We start from the raw sequence: 18,249 nt of genomic DNA, 5'->3' as shown, positions 1-18,249 counted from the left end.
GGCTCCGCCCCGAACCCCGCCGGGGGGGATAATCCCCCCCGGACCCCCGTATGATTCTCCCTCTCTTTACTCCTTCTCCCTCTCCTTCCCCCTCTCCCTACATCCCTCAAGACTCTTCGAAAACCCGATCCCTCTCCCGACGGTCGCGCTTCGTGGGACGGCCCTTCTCATGGAACCGAACAGCCACCCTGGCCTGCAACCGCGCCTCGTCAGCCTGCTTATGCCGGTTCTCCACACTCTCCGCCGTCTCCTGATACAAGGTGGCCGCCACACTCGCCGGACCACGCTGTTCCGATAAAGCCAGAACAACGATTTCGAAGGTGAAAGGCTCGCGGCGAATGAACAAACGATCGCCGGGCTTGAGCTCCTGCCCCGGCGAGGTGGACCCGCCGTTGCGTTGCACCCGACCACCGGAAACAGCCTCCTGAGCCAGGGTGCGGGTCTTGAAAAAACGGGCGGCCCAAAGCCATTTGTCCAGACGGGTGCCAAGCGCCATGTCAGGGAGCGCCTCGACGCAGCATAAGCGGAGCCTCCTCCAGCAGAGGAGCCAACTCCACAGGCGGAATCAGGTTCGGCTTCAACTCCCTGGCCCGACGCAGATGGTTTCGGGCGGCATCGTCCCGATGCAGTTGCCGGAAAGCGCGAGCCAGCATCAAATGGTTGACGGCGGATTGAGGACCAAGCGCCACGGCGCTTTCCAGATGGGGCAGGGCCTCTTCCGGGTGCTGCAGCGCCAGAAGCGTGCGCCCCAGCAGACGACGGGCCTGCTCCATGCGCGGCTTGAGGCGAACCGCCTCTTCGAGCAGCGGCAACGCCTCCTGCCAGCGCTCCTGATTGCCCAGAGAGAGTCCGAGCATGGTCAGGGCTCGGGCATTGGGTGCGGTAACGGCAGCGGTATGGCGGAACAACACCTCGTCGCTGCTCCACAACAGACTCTGGCGATGCGCCAGAACGGACAACAACAACAACAGAGCCAGAATCACCCCCGTTACCGCTTGGGTCAGTCGGGGTTTCTCCCGCAGGAGACGGTCCACACCACCGGCAGCCGCCAGATAAAGCCCCAGGGCGGGCAGATAGAGGAAGTGGTCGGCCATGGCCTGATCGGCGAATTGCACCAAGCCGCTGGCAGGTAACAAGGCGATGAGATACCAGAACCAGCCGGTGAACAGAAAGGGCCAACGCTCACGGTTTTTCCAGACCGGCACGGTCAGGCCGAGCAGTAGCGGAGCGGCGAGCAGCGGCTTCCACAGGGGCAGCTCCGTGCCGGGATGGGGATAGTTCGGGGCCAGGGGATAGGGCCAGAGCAGTTTGAGGGGATAAGCGAGGTAAGAGACCAGGGCGTTGTCGAAACGAGCCCACAAAGGCAGAATCCGGGTATCCGCCAGGTTGCCCTGAGCTTCATGCAGCAGGAAGGTAGCCACGGCGACGAGCAGCGCCAGGAGAAAAAGGAGGGCCTTTTGCCGCAGCAGAGGCCAAAAACCCGACGCGGCCCGACCCAGGAGTCCGTAGTCGAGCAACAACAGCAGGATCGGCAGGGTGATGGCCATGGGTTTGGCGGTCGTGGCCAGAAAGAAGAATAACAGCGTCGTCAGTCGCTCTCCCCGACAATGGGCCAGCAGGGTCAGCAGGGAAAAGAAGAGAAACAACAGATCCTTGCGTTCGGCGATCCAAACCACCGACTCCACATGAATGGGGTGGAGGGCAAAAAGGGCGGCAGCCGTCAGCACCACCCGGGAAGACTGTCCCAACCGATGCAGCAGCCGGGCGAAAAGGAAGACATTGGCCAGATGCAACAGCAGGTTGTCGAGATGGTGGATGAAGGGGGAGAGTCCGAAAACCGAAACTTCCGCCATGAAGGAGAGCCAGACGAGAGGGGTCCACAGGCCGAAGGGTTCCCCCCCGCGCAGCGCCCAAAGCAGGCCGTCCCAGGAGAGACCGTTGCGCACCTGGGGATTGCCGGGAATGAAGGCGGTATCGTCCATGCCGCTGTAGGGGAAGGAAGGCACGGCGTGATAGACGGTCAGCAGCGCCAGGGCAATCAACAGAAAAGGGCCGGTGGGAAAGGACTGACGCATCTCCGGAGACAATTGCAAAATCCTTTCGGAAGATTCTTGGGGCATCTGTTCAGATATACGGGGGTTCGGGGGGGATTATCCCCCCAGACGGGTCCAGGGCAGCGCCCTGGGATTTTTCTTTTCGCCTTTTATGCGGTCATGTCGTGATTTAATAAAATTATTTATTTTGCTTATTTATAAATAATAAAAAGTCAAAGGATAGAACATTTTCTTTTTTTGATACTTAAAAGATAACATATTGAAAGTCAAAAGATTCATGATTTGTTCCCGGGCCGCAGCCGCGCCAGGATGTCGTCCCGTGCCTGGGAGAGGATCGACTGGCGGTCCAGGCTGTCGAGAATCTCCCGCACCGCCTGTTTGGGACCGCCGGGACCCCAGGATTTGCCCTGGGCGAAGTAGCGTTCCGCAGCGCGTCCGATGGCGTAGGTGCCGTAGTAGGCCACCGCGCCCTGGGCGCCGGCGGTCAGGAAGGTGGAAAGCCCGGCGCTGACGCTCTTGAAGGCGGAAGAGAGCAGGTGGGTGCCGTAAACGGTACCCATCAGGAAGAGCATCTGCCCGGCGATGGTGCGCAGCAGATGGCCCGCCTCGTGGGCGTCGATGCGCATGTGGTAGACCTGGGCCAGATTCATCACCATGGCCCCGTCGGCGGCCATGGCCAGGATATCCACCAGAGGCAGCGGATTGATGGCCACGGCCACCCCCTTGCCGATGCAGTAGGCGCGGATGACCCGTTCGGCGGCGTCGTGGAACAGACTGGTCAGCTCCACCGAAAGCTGGTCGGAGAAGCGCCCGGCAGCCAGACCGGCGTTGACGGCCGCCAGGGTCTTGCCCTCGGCGAGCAGAATGGTGGTCAACAGTTGACGCAGATTTTCCACCTCCGGCGGACTGGGTCGGCTGATCTCCCGTTCGGAGCCGTCGGGCAGGGTTTCAAGGTGGATTCGGGAGCGGGGTTTGGCGGCGCAGGCCAGAAGGCGATCCGCCGGCAGCAAACCCGCAGTGCGTTGCCGCAGGGTGGCCAGCAGCAACTCCCGCTCCTCCAGGGTAAAGCGGTCCGCCTTGTTGAGAATGAGGATCAGGGGCTTGTGAACCTGGGAGATCAACTCCCGGAAGGCCTGAAACTCACTGTGGGTCAGATCCCCCTCGGTGACGAAAAGGGTCAGGTCGCTGCCGTGTACCACACGGCGGGTCATGGTCTCACGGGCTTCGCCGTCCACCTCGTCGAGACCAGGGGTATCGATGAGGAAGAGCCCCTCCCCCAGATTGGCCACCGCCCACGGGGCCTCGCCGGGTTTTTTGGTTTCGCCGTGCAACGGACTGACGGAAAAACACTCCTGGCCCAACAAAGCGTTGAGCAGAGCCGACTTGCCCACCCCCACCCGTCCGCAGACGGCGATGTGGATATGCCCGGCATCGAGTTTGCCCAGCAGGGTTTGCAGCTCCTGGTAATCGTGTTGCAGCGCCTGACGCACCAGATGGGGGATATGGGGGTCGTCGAGAAGATCCCGCAGGCTCTGTTTGGCCAGATTCAGATGGTGACTGCCATCGGCGGGGAGGTCGGAAAACCCGGTCTTCCTGCGACCCAGCAACTGACGCAGCCGTTGTGAGAGGTCCATGATCACGCCTTGCTCCCTTTTTGGCCCAGGCTGTCCAGGGCCAGACGGGCGAACCGCTTGCCCCGCTCCTCCAGATCGAGGCTCAGGTTCTCCTCGAAGAGGCGGATGGCCGGTTCGGAGAGCAGAACGCCCTGTTCTTCCAGGGAGCGGGCCACGGCGTGACCCAGGCTGTCGAAGAGCATGCCGTAGGCCACGGCGTGCAGCAGCCCCCCGCCCACGGTGCCCAGGCCGGGAAAGGCTTTGAGCAGATTGCCCACAATGGCCAGAAAGAGGGGCAACGAGCGGTGCAGCCGCAGATCGGTCTTCTTGAGCAGTTGTTCCACCTCACGGGTGGAGACGGAAACCTCGTAAATGGCGGACAACTCCTTCACCAGGCTCAGGCCGAGAATCCCCTGAAACAGCAGATCCATGCCCGGTGAGACGGCGGCCAACGCGCCGACCACGGCGCGACGGGCATGGCTGTCGATCGCCGCATCGGCCCGCTGCCGCCGTGCCTCCCGCAAGGCCTGGTCCAGTTTTTGAGCGGACAGGGCGAAGATGGCGCTGTCCCGCAGGCTCTCCAGCACTTCGCCGTGGCGATCCAAAGCCGCCAGCATGGCCCGGGCCAGCGGCGTCACGGCGGGAGGCAGCAGGCGGATTTCACGCTGCTCTTCGCCGTTGGGCAAGAGGCGGAAGACCTCCCGGCTACCGCCGCTGCGAATGGCCACCAGACTCATCTTCTCCCGGCCCGACAGGGCATCGAGCCGCTTTTCGAGCTGCGCCAGCAGGCTGGCGGTCTCCCCCTCGCTGTAATGGTCCGCCTTGTTCATGGCCACCACGACCGGTTTGTTCAAGGTGGACAGATAGTCCAGCTCCCGGTATTCGCTGCGGGTCAAATCGCCGGTGCAGAGGGAGATGACCAGATGGGCGCGTTGCGCCTCTTCCCGAGCCAACCGGGAAAGCTCCTCCGAAGCGGGGTCGTCGAGACCCGGCAGATCGGCGATCAGCAGACGGTCCCCCGCCGGCGTGGTCCAGACGTGGCGGGTGATGGCGCGGGTGGTGCCCCCCACCGGGCTGATCTCCACCCGGGCTTCCGGCACCAGCGCCTTCACCAGGGTGCTTTTGCCGCTGTTGACCGCGCCGAGAAGTGCGATATGAATCTCCCCCGTGGCGCGGCGGCGCATCAGTTCCGCCAACTCTTCCCGTGCGGCGCGGGTGTCGATGTTCTGTTGCCCGATGGTTTCGAGGCGGGCCGTCAGAGCCTCTTCCGTGAGCGGAGGTGCTTTTCGGGCCGGAACCACCGGTTTGTTCAAACGGCGGTAGAAGAGGAAACCGCCCGCGAGCAGCAGACCGAACAGAGCGGCAGCGACGCTGATCAGGGTGATGCGCAGCCAGGAGGGCAGGAGTTGCAGCCGCAGCCAGAGGTCAACGAGGGCTTCGGCGCCCTGAACGATCTGAACGGCGAACCAGACGGTTCCCGCCAGCAAGGCGAAGAGCAGCAGCAGATGCCGGTTCAGGCCCATGATCAGCGGTTGCCGAAGTCGTTTTCCGCCCCGCAGTCGGGACAGATCCAGATGACATGGTTGCAGGTCATGCCCCAGAGGTTCTCCTGCATGCAGGCCTGGCACATGGTGAAGGCGCAGTGGCGGCAAAGCCAGAAGAAGGGCAGATCCACGGCCTTGCAGGCCACGCACGGCCCTTTGGAATGGCGCAATGGTTTGCGTCGGCGCGGGGCGGTCGGGGTCGTTTCGGAACTCTTTTCCATGAAAATCGCTTCCTGTATGGGCCAAACGCGCTATCATGGCCGCTTTTCGGCGGCTGCCGCAAGGGTCTCCTTGCGATACGATCCTTTGGGGAGAATGGCATGTTGACGGGAACGCAGCGCAAATATCTGCGGGGCTTGGCCCACGGACTCAATCCGGTGGTGACCATCGGCAAGGACGGCGTGACGCCAGGGGTTCTGGGAGAGGTGGACCGGGGCCTGCGGGATCACGAGTTGATCAAGGTGCGCTTCGGCGGCTTCAAGGAGGAGAAGGAGGCGTTGAGCCAGCAGATCGCCGAGTCCACCGGCAGCGACGTGGCCGGCATGATCGGTCATGTCCTGATCCTCTACAGGGCGGCGGCGGAGCCGGAAAAGCGGGTCATCGTGCTGCCGTAGAAAGGAGCGGAGATGGCCCAAATGCGAGGACTGGTCTCCCACGACGTGGAGTGGGAAGAGGCGGTTCCGGTAGCCATACGACTGGAACTGAAGGGCGGGGTGCGGCTGCGCCTCGATCTGGCGGGGCGCACCCTGGTGCAGGAGGCGGGAGAGCCGTTGCGACCGAAGCAGTTGGACTGGTGTATCGAGATCGGGGAGTATCTGGTGCGGCAGGCCCTGCTGGAGCGGCAGGAGGAGCTGCGCAAACAACGCGGGGACGGGCGCGCGGCCATCGATTTCGAGCCCCGCCCCGATCCCAAGGTGATCTGGTGGGGATGAGGGGATCAGAATACATTCGGCGCGATTTCAAGACATCACGTGTCTGTCCCATGCCCTGAGGAACCGACTTTTGAGAAGGTTTTGAAAATCCCGCCGACCATCGGCAACCAGAAGAATGTAAACGCGCTGCCCCTGAATCCGATAGATCACCCGGTAGGGCTTGAAGCCGATCTCACGGAACTCCTCGATACCCAAGGCATGAAGCTCCCTGGGATGCGCACCGCGTTTCGGAAATTCGGCCAGGGTTTCAACGATCCCCAAGACGGCATCGAGTACATGGGCCGCCTTTTCCGCGCTGTCGTGGCGGGCGATGTAGTCGTGAAGTTCCTCCAGATCGCGCCTGGCCCCATGTGTCATCAGCACCTCGAAGCGCATGGGCGTCAGGCTTGGCGCAGATGCCGCACAACCTCCATGGCGGGGACCACCTCTCCCTGCTCGATCTCCCGATTTCCCATGGCCAGGAGTTTGAGCAGGGCCAGAGTCTCCTGGGTTTGTTCGTAGGCGCCGATATCCTGCAAGACCGCCTTGGCCTCGCCATGACAGGTAATGATCACCGGATCGTTACCATCGGCCAAACCGCGAATAACTTCCGGAGCGTGGGTTTTCAGATAACGGACGGGTTTGATTTGCCCGGATAGTTTCATGGTTTGATCCCCCCTTCGCCTATTGTTCATCCACCGAACTCAGGTTAACCGTTCCCGAAGAACGATTACACCCCCAGATTGGCCGACAGCAGCTTTTTCACCGCGTCGAGACTCATGCCCTTGCGGCGGGCATAGTCGCTCAACTGATCCTCGCCCAGCGGTCCGACATGGAAATAGCGGGCCTGAGGATGGCTGAAATAGTAGCCGCACACCGAGGCCTGGGGCAGCATGGCCCCGCTCTCCGTAAGCCGCATGCCGGTGTAACGACCGGCGTCCAACACCTTGAACAGGGTCTCCTTCTCGCTGTGATCGGGACAGGCGGGATAACCCGGCGCGGGACGAATCCCCTGATAGGCCTCGGCGATCAACTCCGTCGGGGAGAGCGACTCATCCCGCACATATCCCCAGAACTCCCGCCGCACCCGCTGGTGCAGATACTCGGCGAAAGCCTCCGCCAGACGATCCGCCAGGGCCTTCATCAAGATGGCCTGATAGTCGTCGTGGGCGGCTTCCAGACGGGCCACCTCCTCTTCCAGTCCCAAACCCGCCGTAACGGCGAACAGTCCACAATAGTCGTAGTCGTCGGACTCCCGCGTGGCCACGAAATCGGCCAGCGCACGGAACGGACCCGGCTCCTGCTGACGACGCAGGGTGTGCAGCACGGCCATGGGGTTCTCCCGCGACTCGTCGGGGAAGAGCAGGATATCCTCCTCCTGACTGGCGGCGGGAAAGAGACCACAGACCCCCTTGGCCTGCAGACGGCGCTCCGCCACCAGTCGATCCAGCAGCAGACGGGCATCCCGATAGACCTTGCCGGCCTCGGCGCCGTGACGGGGATGGTCCAGAATCTCGGGGAAACGCCCGGAAAGCTCCCAGACGTGGAAGAAGGGGGTCCAGTCGATGAAGGGGACCAGCTCCTCCAGCGGCTGGTCGGAGAAGATGTGCAGACCGGGCTTGGCGGGACGGGGCGGACGATAGTCGTTCCAGTCGAAGCGCAGCGTCCGCAGCCGGGCCTCTTTGAGCGTGAGCAGGGAGCGGCGCTCCTGACTGCGCAGATGGGACTGGCGCAACCGCTCCTGGGAAGCGGTCAGCTCCCGGATGAAGGTCATGCTCTTTTCGGGGTGCAGCAGGGAGCTGGCCACGTTGACGCTCAGGGAGGCATCCTTCACATGCACCACCGCCTGGCTGTACTTGGGCGCGATGCGGGCGGCGGTGTGAACGGCGGAGGTGGTGGCCCCGCCGATGAGCAGGGGAATGGTGAAGCCCTGACGCTCCATCTCCTCGGCCACCCGCACCATATGCTCCAGAGAGGGGGTGATCAGCCCGGAGAGACCGATCATGTCGGCGCGGATTTCACGGGCCTTTTCCAGAATGGTCTCCGTGGCCACCATGACCCCCAGATCGGTGACGTCGAAGTTGTTGCACTGCAGCACCACCTTGACGATGTTCTTGCCGATGTCGTGTACATCGCCCTTGACCGTGGCCAGGAGAATGCGTCCCCGGCCCTCGTGGCCCTCGCTCTGCAGGGCCTTGATGTAGGGCTCCAGCACCGCCACGGCCTTTTTCATCACCCGGGCGCTCTTGACCACCTGGGGCAGAAACATCTTGCCGGCACCGAACAGCTCGCCCACGGCGTTCATGCCCTCCATGAGGGGGCCCTCCACCACCTCCAGGGGGTGGCTGACCTGCTGCCGGGCCTCCTCCACGTCGGCTTCGACATGGCTGTCGATGCCCTTGATCAGGGCGTGGCGCAGCCGCTCCCCCACCGGGGCCTGACGCCAGCTCTCCTCGGCGCGGGCGGCGCTTTCGCCCCCCTGACCCTGTCGGGCGTGGGCCAGCTCCAGCAGACGGTCGGTGGCATCGGGACGGCGGTTGAAGAGCAAATCCTCCACCCGTTGCAGCATCTCGGGCTCGATCTCCTCGTAGACCGCCAGTTGGGAGGCGTTGACGATGCCCATGTCGAGACCCGCCTTGACGGCGTGGTAGAGGAAGACGGCGTGCATGGCCTCCCGCACCGGTTCGTGGCCCCGGAAGGAGAAGGAGACGTTGCTGATGCCGCCGCTGGTGCGCGCGCCGGGCAGGTTGGTCTTGATCCAGCGCACCGCCTCGATAAAATCGATGGCGTAGTTGTTGTGCTGTTCGATGCCGGTGCCCACGGCGAAGACGTTGGGGTCGAAGACGATGTCCGTCGGGGGAATGCCGATGCCGGTGAGCCGATCGTAGGCGCGACGGCAGATGGCGATGCGCCGTTCCAGGGTGTCGGCCTGACCGTTTTCGTCGAAGGCCATGACCACCATGGCCGCTCCCAGGCGATTGGCCAGTCGCGCCTGGCGCAGAAAGGGCTCCTCCCCCTCCTTGAGGCTGATGGAGTTGACGATGCCCTTGCCCTGGAGACAGGCCAAACCCGCCTCCAGCACCTCCCAGGAGGAGGAGTCCACCATCACCGGCACCCGGCTGATGTCGGGTTCGGTGGCCACCAGATTGAGAAAGCGCACCATGGCCTGTTTGGCATCCAGCATGGCGTCGTCCATGTTGATGTCGATGGCCTGAGCGCCGTTTTCCACCTGATCACGGGCGATTTGCAGCGCCTCGTCGAACTGCTCGTCCCGGATGAGGCGGGCGAATTTGCGGGAACCGGCCACGTTGGTGCGCTCGCCGATGTTGACGAAGAGGGAGTCGGCTCCGATGGCCAGGGGTTCGAGGCCGCCGAGACGGCAGAGGTCGGCGGCGGGAGGCACCACCCGTGGGGCCAGACCGGACACGGCTCGGGCCATGGCGCGGATGTGGTCGGGAGTGGTGCCGCAACAACCGCCGACGATGTTGAGCAGCCCGGCGTCGGCAAAGGAGCGGATCTTGGCGGCCATCATGGCGGGGGTCTCGTCGTAGCCGCCGAACTGGTTGGGCAGACCCGCGTTGGGATGGGCGGAGATGCGCGTCTCCGTATCCCGCGACAGCTCCTCCAGGAAGGGCCGCATCTGATCGGCGCCCAGGGCGCAGTTGAGGCCGATGGAGAGGGGTTTGGCGTGCATCAGGGCGTTGCGGAAGGCGGTGACCGTCTGCCCGGTGAGGGTGCGTCCGCTCTGATCGGTGATGGTGCCGGAAATCAGGATGGGAATGGCCAGACCCCGCTCTTCCAGCAGCTCCAGAATGGCGAAGAGGGCCGCCTTGGCGTTGAGGGGATCGAAGATGGTCTCCACCATCAGGAGATCGGCGCCCCCCTCCAGCAGGCCTTCCGCCGCCAGGCGATAGGTTTCGGCCAACTCCTGGAAGGAGACGTTGCGCAGACCCGGATTGTTGACATCCGGCGACAGGGAGGCGGTGCGATTGGTGGGCCCGAGAACCCCGGCCACATAACGGAGATGGTGGGGATTCTCCGCTTCGGCGGCGTCGGCCACTTCGCGGGCCAGGCGGGCCGCGCCGCGATTCAGCTCGAAGACGATCCCGGAAAGACCGTAATCGGCCAGGGAGACGGCATTGGCGTTGAAGGTGTTGGTCTCCAGGATGTCGCAACCGGCCTCCAGATACTGCCGATGCACGCTGGCCACCATGTCGGGCCGGGTCAGGCTCAGCAGGTCGTTGTTGCCCTTCAGCTCGGAAGGGTGGTTGGCGAAGAGTCGGCCACGAAAATCGGCTTCAGTCGGCTCGAAGCCTTGCAACATGGTGCCCATGGCCCCGTCCAGGAGCAGGATGCGTTGCGAAAGCAGGGCGTCGAGACGGGCCAGGCGTTGGTCGCGGGTGGTCATGAGGGTATCCTGAAGGCTGGATTGATCAAGTGATCTGGTTCTTTGAGGCCGGGCAGGTTAAAGTGGCCCCGGGTATCCAAAACGAATGGACGAAAACACTCAGGCCGAAGGGAAACGGCCGTACCGAATCGGCGGGAGGTGATTCGATGCGATGGTTGACCGGATTGTTGGCCCTGGTGCTGTTCACCGAGGGAGTTCACGCGGCGGGAGGGCCCCAGGAGTACTATGCCAAGGATCCCTTCACGGTGCGCATCATGGAGACCGGCCCCGGTGAGAAGGTGTGCAAGCTGGAGATCGCCATTCCCCTGGAGGGGCTGGGACCGGCGCTGATTCTGGCGCTGTTCCCCAACGACGACTTCTTCACGGAGCTGTTCACGGAACGGCGTCGGGTCGGTCTGGCCCGCAACCAGCTGGAGATACGCTTCGACCAGGAGCCGGCGCGCACCATCGCCTTCAAGGAGGACGAGGCCTCCAAGGACAACTACTGGCGCTGGCAGTACCTGGAAAAGAGCGACGATCTGCTCTCGGAGGTCAAGCGACGCAATGTCATGCGGCTCAACTTCTCCAACGGGCAGCGCAACTTCGAATTCGAGGTGAAGCTGACCGGCAGCCTGCAGGCGGTGAACAAACTGCAGCAGTGTCAGAAGGAGCAGAAGTGAGCCGCGCGGTGGGCGGAAGTCAGGCGCCATACCGATCCCGATAGTTCCGAATGGCCTGCAGATGCTCCCCGAGGGACTCCTCCTGTTCCAAAAGACCGAGGAGATCGTCGAGGGTGGCGATGGCGGTGACGGGAATACCGAAGGAGGCGGCCACCTCCCGGGTGGCGCTGAGGTCGCCGCTGCCCCGCTCCTGCCGGTCGAGGGCCACCAGCACGCCGGCGGGGCTGGCGCCCGCCTCCCGGATCAGCTCCACGGACTGGCGCACCGAGGTTCCGGCGGAGATCACGTCATCGACGATGAGTACCCGCCCCTGCAGGGGAGCGCCGATCAGCAGCCCCCCTTCGCCGTGGTCCTTGACCTCCTTGCGGTTGTAGGCGAAGGGCAGGTCGCGACCGTGTTCGCGGGAGAGGGCCGCAGCGGTGGCGACCACCAGGGGGATACCCTTGTAGGCCGGACCGAAGAGGATGTCGCAGGGCAGGTCGGCCCCGACGATGGTGGCGGCATAGAAACAGCCCAGCCGGTCGATGGCAGCCCCGCCGTGGAACAGCCCGGCGTTGAAGAAATAGGGGCTGTCGCGACCGGCCTTGGTGCGAAAGGAACCGAACCGCAGGACGCCCCGGGCGATGGCGAAACGCAGGAAATCGTGTTGCAGAGTGTTGGCGGACATGGGGCAATCCTTGTAGAGTGTGATGCGGGCTACTGGATGGCAACCATGGTGTGGAGACCGTGGGAAGTCAAGCCCTGCTCGCAAGGTGAGACGGAAGAGAGGGACGTTCATGGAAGAAGAGGAAGAACAGGAAAATGTCGTCAGCCCCTGGAGCATGTGGATCGGCCTGTTCCTGGTGGTGGCCAACGTCTGGGCCCAGTATCTGCTCTGGTTCGGGGAACAGGGGCTGGTGCGCTGGCGGCGCACGGAGGCGCAACTGGTCCTCTCCCAGCGGGAGAACAAGGAGATCACCGGGCGCATCAACGCGCTGAAACGGGAGATCCTCCTGGTGGAGACCGATCCGCGGGTGCTGGAGGAGGTGGCGCGGCGCAACCTGGGACTGGTTTATCGGGATGAGCTGATCTTCGTCTTTCCGGGACATCGGACCGCCGTCCAGGTTTCCGTTGACAAAGCCGCCGTCATGACGGAAGATGACCATGTTGGCGTTGGTGGCAGGTGAGGGTTGGTGTTTTTTCGGAAAGTCGGCGCTGCCGGCTTTTTTTGTTGAGACGGGATGCGGGGTTGTCGGATGAGCCGGGTCTCCGATGAGCAATGGCAGCGGGTGGAAGAGGTCGCGCAGGGCGCTGCGGAGGCCGTGGGCTGCGAACTGGTGGATGTATCGCTGAAACAGGACAACTACGGCTGGGTGTTGCGGGTTCTGGTGGAGAAGGTCGCCCTCGCGGGCGACGGCAACCCCGAAGGCACCCCGCCGGGGGTCTCCCTGGAGGAGTGCAGCGCCGTCAGCGAACGCATGACGGGCATCCTGGACGTGGAGGATCCCATCTCCCAGCCCTACCGGCTGGAGGTCTCCTCCCCAGGGGTGGAAAGGCCGCTGAAGAAACGGCAGGATTTCGTGCGTTTCGCCGGATCGCGAGTCCACGTGGAGCTTCTGGAACCCCTGGACGAGGGGGGCAGACGTCGCTTCACCGGACAATTGCAGGGTCTGGAAGGGGACGAGGTCGTGCTGGTGGGAGATGACGAGGGAAAGGTGTCTCTGCCTTTGGCCGGAATCGCCAAGGCGAGGCTGCAGGTGAACGTTGATGCGCTGTTCGGAAGGAAAGCCCCTTCCCGCAACGGGCGACGGAGGAGCCGCTAGAATGGGTGGTCGGTCATGAGTTCGGAAATCTTGCAAGTGGCGGAACAGGTCGCCCGTGAAAAGGGAATCGACCGCAAAATCGTGATCGAAGCGATGGAGGTGGCCATACAGACCGCCTCCCGCAAGAAATACGGCGCCAACAAAAACATCCAGGCCCGTTTCGACGGCAAGACCGGAGAGTTCGGCCTGCATCTGTTGCGCGAGGTCGTGGAGGTTCCGGAAGGCGACGAGGTGGAGGACGCGGATCTGCAGGTCTCCTTCGCGGAAGCGCGTCGCATCGATCCGGCCATCCGGCCGGGAGAGATCCTGGCGGAAGCCCTGCCGCCCATCGAGTTCGGACGCATCGCGGCCCAGACCGCCAAACAGGTCATCGTGCAGAAGGTGCGGGACGCGGAACGGGATCGCATCTACGAGGAGTACATCAGTCGTCGCGGGCAACTGGTCAACGGACTGGTCAAGCGGGTGGACCGCAGCAACATCCATGTGGACCTGGGACGCACCACGGCCTTTCTGCCCTACGAAGAACAGTTGTCCCGGGAGCATTATCGCCCCGGCGACCGCATCCGGGCCTACATCCTGGATGTGCGGGACGCCACCCGCGGTCCCCAGGTGATCTTGTCGCGCACCCATCCCCAGATGGTGGCCCGTCTCTTCGAGATGGAAGTCCCGGAGATCTACGACGGCATCGTGGAGATCAAGGCCGTGGCTCGGGATCCGGGTTTCCGCAGCAAGATCGCGGTGCGCTCCAACGACTCCCACGTCGACCCGGTGGGCGCCTGCGTCGGCATGCGGGGCTCACGGGTGCAGGGCGTGGTCACGGAACTCCAGGGCGAGCGCATCGATATCATCGAGTGGTCCCCGGATCCGGCGGTCTTCGTCTGCAACGCGCTGGCCCCCGCCGAAGTCTCCAAGGTGGTGATGGACGAGGAGGAGCGCAGCATCAAGGTGGTGGTGGACGAGCAACAGCTCTCCCTGGCCATCGGTCGTCGCGGACAGAACGTGCGTCTGGCCTCGGAGCTGACGGGCTGGAAGATCGATATCGTGGCGGAACAGGAGGATATGGACGTTCGCGCCGAGGAGTTCCAGGAGCTGGCGCGCAACTTCATGACCGAGCTGGATCTCGACGAGGATGTGGCCGGAGCCCTGGTGCAGGAAGGCTTCACCACCTGCGAAGAGGTGGCCTACGTGCCGCTGGAGGAGCTGGTCAGCATCGACGGTTTCGACGAGGATATCGCCCAGGAGCTGCGCAACCGCGCCCGGGAGTACCTGTTGCAGAAGGCGCTGCGCACCGAAGAGCGCAAGGAAGAGCTGTCGGTGGATCCCGAGCTGTCCCGACTGGAAGGGCTGTCGGACGAGCTGGTGGTGATCCTGGCGGAAAAGGGCATCTGCTCCCTGGAAGCCCTGGCGGATCTGTCGTCGGACGAGCTGTTCGACGCCACCGGAGGGGCGTTGCCGCGTCAGAACGTGGAGAGCGTCATTCTGGCGGCCCGCAAACAGGCGGGTTGGTTCAGCGATGGGGAGCGGAAGGGTTAACACCGCACCGGGCAAAGGTTCCACGCCGGGCAAAGGCTCCGCGCCGGGTGGCGGCAAGGCCGGACGCGGCGGTCGGGGTCGGGGTGCGTCGGCAAGGGCGCGACGCGGCGCCGAAGTCGCCACCACGGCGGAGGCAACGGATCCGTCCGCCGTCAAGGTGGTGGAAACACCCTTGCGGCAGTGTGTACTGTGCCGGGAAAGCCGTTCTCCGGGCGAATTGTTGCGCTTCACCGTCTCGCCGGAAGGGCAGTTGGTGGAGGATCTGGGGGAGCGACTGGGTGGACGGGGCTTTTATCTGCACCCCTCCGCCGACGAAGTTCGCCAGATGTTGCGGCGTTCGGGTCAGATGGGACGCTGGAGCGGCTTTGAGGGTCGGGTGGCGCTTCCGGAAGCGGAACTTCTCACGCAACGCCTGGCTGCGGCTTTGACACGGCGTCTGTACGACGGTCTGGGTCTGGCCCGGCGGGCCGGTCTGCTCCATCTCGGTTTCGAGATCGTGAAGGAGCGGCTGGAACGGGGTGAGCCCCTGGTGGTGCTGATGGCGACGGATACGGCGCATCACACCCGGGAAAAGGTGGAGCGCCTGATGCGGAAACAGGGTCCGGGCGACCTGCTGGAAGCGGGTTTCCGGGATGCCCTGGGCGCGGCCTGCGGTGTCGGGCCGGTGGCGGTATTGGGGCTGGTCCCCGGACGGCAGGCCTCGCGCCTGCGTCTGGATGTCATGAGATGGCGGGCCTTCACGGGCCCATTCGAGAGTGGTGGAACCGGATCCGATGGCGGAACGGGCGGCAGCAGCGGAGAAGGCGGTTGAGCGATTCCAAGCAGGACGAACAGAACGACAACAAGCTGCGTTTGAAAGCGCCACGCAGCATTGTGCTCAAGAAAACGGTGGAAAGCGGAGCCATCCGGCAGCATTTCCCCCATGGGCGCTCGAAGAGCGTCGTGGTGGAGGTGCGCCGCAAGAAGACCTTCGTGAAGGTGGGCGGCGAAGGGGAAAATCCGGTTCAGTCCGGCGAGTCGGATCTGCCGACGACCGTGACCGAGGCGACGCAATCCCCGTATTCGTCCCAAACACCGCTCCAGGAAACGGTCGAGAGCTTCGAGACCAGCGTGGATGTGGCGTCGGAGACGGTTTCCCGGGATGAGTCGGTCGAACCCGTCGGAGACGATGGGGAAGAGCCGCCGGAAGAGGTTGCCGTGGCGGTCGTGACGGAGGTGAGCGTCACGGAGGAGCCCCCTCGGGAAGAGAAGGTGGAGATTGCGCCGCCGGTACGGGAGAAACCCGTCGAGGCGATGGAGCGCTCCTATCCCAAACCGACGGCGGCTCCGACCCCCGGAGGCATGAGCGTGGTGCAGCGGGGAGGCCAGCCCGGTGCGGGACGCGGCCAGCCAGCGGCGGCGGCCGGCGTCAAGGTGTCCCCTTCGGGCGGACGCGGCGAAGCGGAAGGCCGTTCCCGTCAGGGGGGCCGACCGGAGGCCTCGGGCCAACGTCGCCCGGAGACTCCCGGCGGCGGGCGCGGCGCGACCGGGCAGACCACGACGACCTCGCTGATCACCTCTGCGGAGGACGAGAGCGGCGACAAGAAGAAGCTCTCCCGGGCGCAACGGGAGGATGTGGCCCGCAAGCGCATGGAAGAGTTGGTGGCCAAACGCCTCTCCCAGGTCGGCGATTTGCGGGAACAGAAACGGCTGGACGACGAACGGCGCCAGGATATCCAGGTGGTGCCGCCCGTGGTGGCGCCTCGCAGCACTGCGGCACCCGCAGTGGTGGTGGAAAGCACCGATACCGAGGAGGAGGAGCGCGAGGGTGGCCGGCGGGGTCGGCGTCGCCGCTCCGAGGACGGTCCGGCGGAGAAACCGATGCAACCCGGGCGTCGCCCGCGGCGGGATCGCAACGAACGCCGTCCCGAAGTCCACGCCCAGGTGGTGGTGCGGGATGTGGTGGTTCCGGAAGCCATTTCGGTGGGGGATCTGGCCAACCGTATGGCGGTGAAGTCCTCGGAAGTGATCAAACTGCTGTTCAAGCAGGGCATCATGGTCACCATCAACCAGATGCTCGACCAGGAGACGGCGGTTCTGGTGGTGGAAGAGATGGGGCATCGCTCCAAGCAGGTTTCGGAGGAGGCCGACATCGAGGCGGAGCTGGCGGAGGTGATGGACGGCGAGCAGGATCTGGCCACCCGTCCCCCGGTGGTGACCATCATGGGTCACGTGGACCACGGCAAGACCTCGCTGCTGGACTCGATCCGCAAAACCGACGTGGCGGCACGGGAGTTCGGCGGCATCACCCAGCACATCGGCGCCTATCAGGTGCTGACGGAGAAGGGGGATCGCATCACCTTCCTGGACACCCCCGGACACGCGGCCTTCACGGCCATGCGGGCTCGCGGCGCCAAGGTGACGGATCTGGTGGTGCTGGTGGTGGCGGCGGAAGACGGGGTCATGCCCCAGACCATCGAGGCGGTCAACCATGCCCGCGCGGCGGGGGTGCCCATCCTGGTGGCGGTCAACAAGATCGACAAGCCGGACGCCAATCCCGAAAAAGTCATGCAGCAGCTCACGGAATACGGCCTGGTGTCGGAAGCCTGGGGTGGCGACACCATCTTCGTGCCGGTGTCGGCCAAGACCGGTCAGGGCGTTCCCGAGCTGGGCGAGATGATTCTCCTGCAGGCGGAAATGCTCAATCTGCGGGCCAATCCCGACAAACGGGCCCGTGGCGTGATCATCGAGGCCAATCTGGACAAAGGCCGGGGCCCGGTGGCCACCTGTCTGGTGCAGAGCGGCACGTTGCGGGACGGAGACATCTTCGTGGTGGGCACGGAGTGGGGCAAGGTGCGCGGTCTGCTGAACGACAAGGGACAGCGGCTCACCGAAGCCACGCCGGCCATGCCGGTGGAGATCATCGGTCTGTCGGGTGTGCCCAGCGCCGGCGAGTTCCTGGTGGTGGTCGGCGACGAACGGCGCGCCCGTGAAATCGCCTCCTATCGCGAACGCAAGATCAAGGAGCAGGAGCAGGCCAAACAGGCCCACGCCCCGAAGCTGGACGATCTCTTCAACCAGATTCAGCAGGGCCAGGTGGTCGAGCTGAAGGTGGTGGTCAAAGCCGACGTTCAGGGCTCCACGGAAGCGGTCGCCGAAGCGGTGAAGCGGGTCAAGCACGAGCAGGTGCAGGTCAACGTCATTCACACCGGCGTGGGCGGCATCACCGAATCGGATCTGATGCTGGCCCTGGCCTCCAGCGCCATCGTGGTGGGCTTCAACGTGCGGGCCGACGCCAAGGCGCGGGAGCTGGCCAAGCGCGAAAAGATCGACATGCGTTTCTACAACGTGATCTACGATCTGGTGGATGACGTGACCCGCGCCCTGGAAGGGCTGCTGGCGCCCAAGGTGGAAGAGACCATTCTGGGCCGGGCCCTGGTGCGGGAGGTCTTCCGCATCTCCAAGGTGGGCAACGTGGCGGGCTGCATGATGGCCGAAGGCGTGTTGCGCGCCAACAGCAAGGTGCGGGTGCTGCGGGACAACATCGTGGCCTTCGAGGGCGAGGTGCTGGCCCTCAAACGCTTCAAGGACGATGTCAAGGAAGTTCGGGAAGGCATGGAATGCGGCATCAGCTTGCACCGCTTCAACGATTTCAAGAATGGGGATGTGCTGGAAGCCTATATGCTGGAGGAAATTCGGCAGGTCATCCACTCCTGAGGACCGTGTCCTTGTTTTACCGTGTCCTT

General features: G+C 64.1%; 16 protein-coding genes and 1 pseudogene. 8 read left to right on the top strand and 9 right to left on the bottom strand.

Going from position 1 to position 18,249, the window contains the following annotated elements; all coding sequences use genetic code 11:
- Positions 1-106: 106 nt before the first annotated feature.
- From HQL56_04705 to HQL56_04685, 5 genes are all read right to left on the bottom strand, one after another.
- Positions 107-496, bottom strand: coding sequence for an RNA-binding S4 domain-containing protein (locus HQL56_04705; protein MBF0308812.1), 390 nt, complete (start codon positions 494-496; stop codon positions 107-109).
- A gap of 1 nt (position 497) precedes the next feature.
- Complete coding sequence (locus HQL56_04700; GenBank protein ID MBF0308811.1) at positions 498-2,087, bottom strand: tetratricopeptide repeat protein; 1,590 nt, start codon at positions 2,085-2,087, stop codon at positions 498-500.
- A 242-nt stretch (positions 2,088-2,329) separates the two neighbouring features.
- The gene (locus tag HQL56_04695; GenBank protein MBF0308810.1) at positions 2,330-3,694 is read right to left on the bottom strand and encodes a GTP-binding protein; all 1,365 of its coding nucleotides are present in this window, start codon (positions 3,692-3,694) and stop codon (positions 2,330-2,332) included.
- Positions 3,691-5,190, bottom strand: coding sequence for a 50S ribosome-binding GTPase (locus HQL56_04690; GenBank protein MBF0308809.1), 1,500 nt, complete (start codon positions 5,188-5,190; stop codon positions 3,691-3,693). The genes HQL56_04695 and HQL56_04690 overlap by 4 nt, the downstream gene beginning before the upstream one ends.
- Before the next feature lie 2 nt (positions 5,191-5,192).
- On the bottom strand, positions 5,193-5,432 hold the full coding sequence (locus HQL56_04685; protein ID MBF0308808.1) for a hypothetical protein: 240 nt from the start codon (positions 5,430-5,432) through the stop codon (positions 5,193-5,195).
- 99 nt (positions 5,433-5,531) lie between these two features.
- Between HQL56_04685 and yhbY the strand changes: the two genes are divergently transcribed.
- Positions 5,532-5,825, top strand: a complete 294-nt coding sequence (gene yhbY, locus HQL56_04680; protein ID MBF0308807.1) for a ribosome assembly RNA-binding protein YhbY — start codon at positions 5,532-5,534, stop codon at positions 5,823-5,825.
- A 12-nt stretch (positions 5,826-5,837) separates the two neighbouring features.
- A complete protein-coding gene (locus HQL56_04675; GenBank protein MBF0308806.1) occupies positions 5,838-6,143 on the top strand; it encodes a hypothetical protein in 306 nt (101 codons plus the stop codon).
- 27 nt (positions 6,144-6,170) lie between these two features.
- Here HQL56_04675 and HQL56_04670 read toward each other — a convergent pair whose 3' ends face one another.
- The 3 genes from HQL56_04670 to metH form a co-directional block, all read right to left on the bottom strand.
- A complete protein-coding gene (locus HQL56_04670; protein MBF0308805.1) occupies positions 6,171-6,518 on the bottom strand; it encodes a type II toxin-antitoxin system RelE/ParE family toxin in 348 nt (115 codons plus the stop codon).
- A 5-nt stretch (positions 6,519-6,523) separates the two neighbouring features.
- Positions 6,524-6,787, bottom strand: a complete 264-nt coding sequence (locus HQL56_04665; protein ID MBF0308804.1) for a type II toxin-antitoxin system Phd/YefM family antitoxin — start codon at positions 6,785-6,787, stop codon at positions 6,524-6,526.
- 65 nt (positions 6,788-6,852) lie between these two features.
- Positions 6,853-10,530, bottom strand: a complete 3,678-nt coding sequence (gene metH / locus HQL56_04660) for a methionine synthase (GenBank protein ID MBF0308803.1) — start codon at positions 10,528-10,530, stop codon at positions 6,853-6,855.
- 146 nt (positions 10,531-10,676) lie between these two features.
- Here metH and HQL56_04655 point away from each other — a divergent pair, with 146 nt between their 5' ends.
- The gene (locus HQL56_04655) at positions 10,677-11,189 is read left to right on the top strand and encodes a hypothetical protein (protein ID MBF0308802.1); all 513 of its coding nucleotides are present in this window, start codon (positions 10,677-10,679) and stop codon (positions 11,187-11,189) included.
- A 19-nt stretch (positions 11,190-11,208) separates the two neighbouring features.
- On the opposite strand, the gene pyrE is transcribed toward HQL56_04655, so the two are convergent.
- Positions 11,209-11,856, bottom strand: a complete 648-nt coding sequence (gene pyrE, locus HQL56_04650) for an orotate phosphoribosyltransferase (protein MBF0308801.1) — start codon at positions 11,854-11,856, stop codon at positions 11,209-11,211.
- 109 nt (positions 11,857-11,965) lie between these two features.
- Between pyrE and HQL56_04645 the strand changes: the two genes are divergently transcribed.
- The 5 genes and pseudogenes from HQL56_04645 (at position 11,966) to infB (ending at position 18,220) form a co-directional block, all read left to right on the top strand.
- A complete protein-coding gene (locus HQL56_04645; GenBank protein ID MBF0308800.1) occupies positions 11,966-12,355 on the top strand; it encodes a septum formation initiator family protein in 390 nt (129 codons plus the stop codon).
- Positions 12,356-12,424: 69 nt separating this feature from the next.
- Positions 12,425-12,991, top strand: coding sequence for a ribosome maturation factor RimP (locus tag HQL56_04640; protein MBF0308799.1), 567 nt, complete (start codon positions 12,425-12,427; stop codon positions 12,989-12,991).
- 15 nt (positions 12,992-13,006) lie between these two features.
- The gene (nusA, locus tag HQL56_04635; GenBank protein MBF0308798.1) at positions 13,007-14,524 is read left to right on the top strand and encodes a transcription termination/antitermination protein NusA; all 1,518 of its coding nucleotides are present in this window, start codon (positions 13,007-13,009) and stop codon (positions 14,522-14,524) included.
- The gene (locus HQL56_04630; protein ID MBF0308797.1) at positions 14,505-15,335 is read left to right on the top strand and encodes a DUF448 domain-containing protein; all 831 of its coding nucleotides are present in this window, start codon (positions 14,505-14,507) and stop codon (positions 15,333-15,335) included. The genes nusA and HQL56_04630 overlap by 20 nt, the downstream gene beginning before the upstream one ends.
- A pseudogene (gene infB, locus HQL56_04625) lies at positions 15,332-18,220 on the top strand (translation initiation factor IF-2). The gene HQL56_04630 and the pseudogene infB overlap by 4 nt, the downstream one beginning before the upstream one ends.
- The last annotated feature ends 29 nt before the right edge of the window (positions 18,221-18,249 follow it).

The organism is Magnetococcales bacterium (assembly GCA_015231925.1).
GTDB lineage: Bacteria > Pseudomonadota > Magnetococcia > Magnetococcales > JADGAQ01 > JADGAQ01.
Note: the sequence above shows the minus strand (reverse complement) of the source record. Positions and strands in the feature narration are given on the sequence as shown.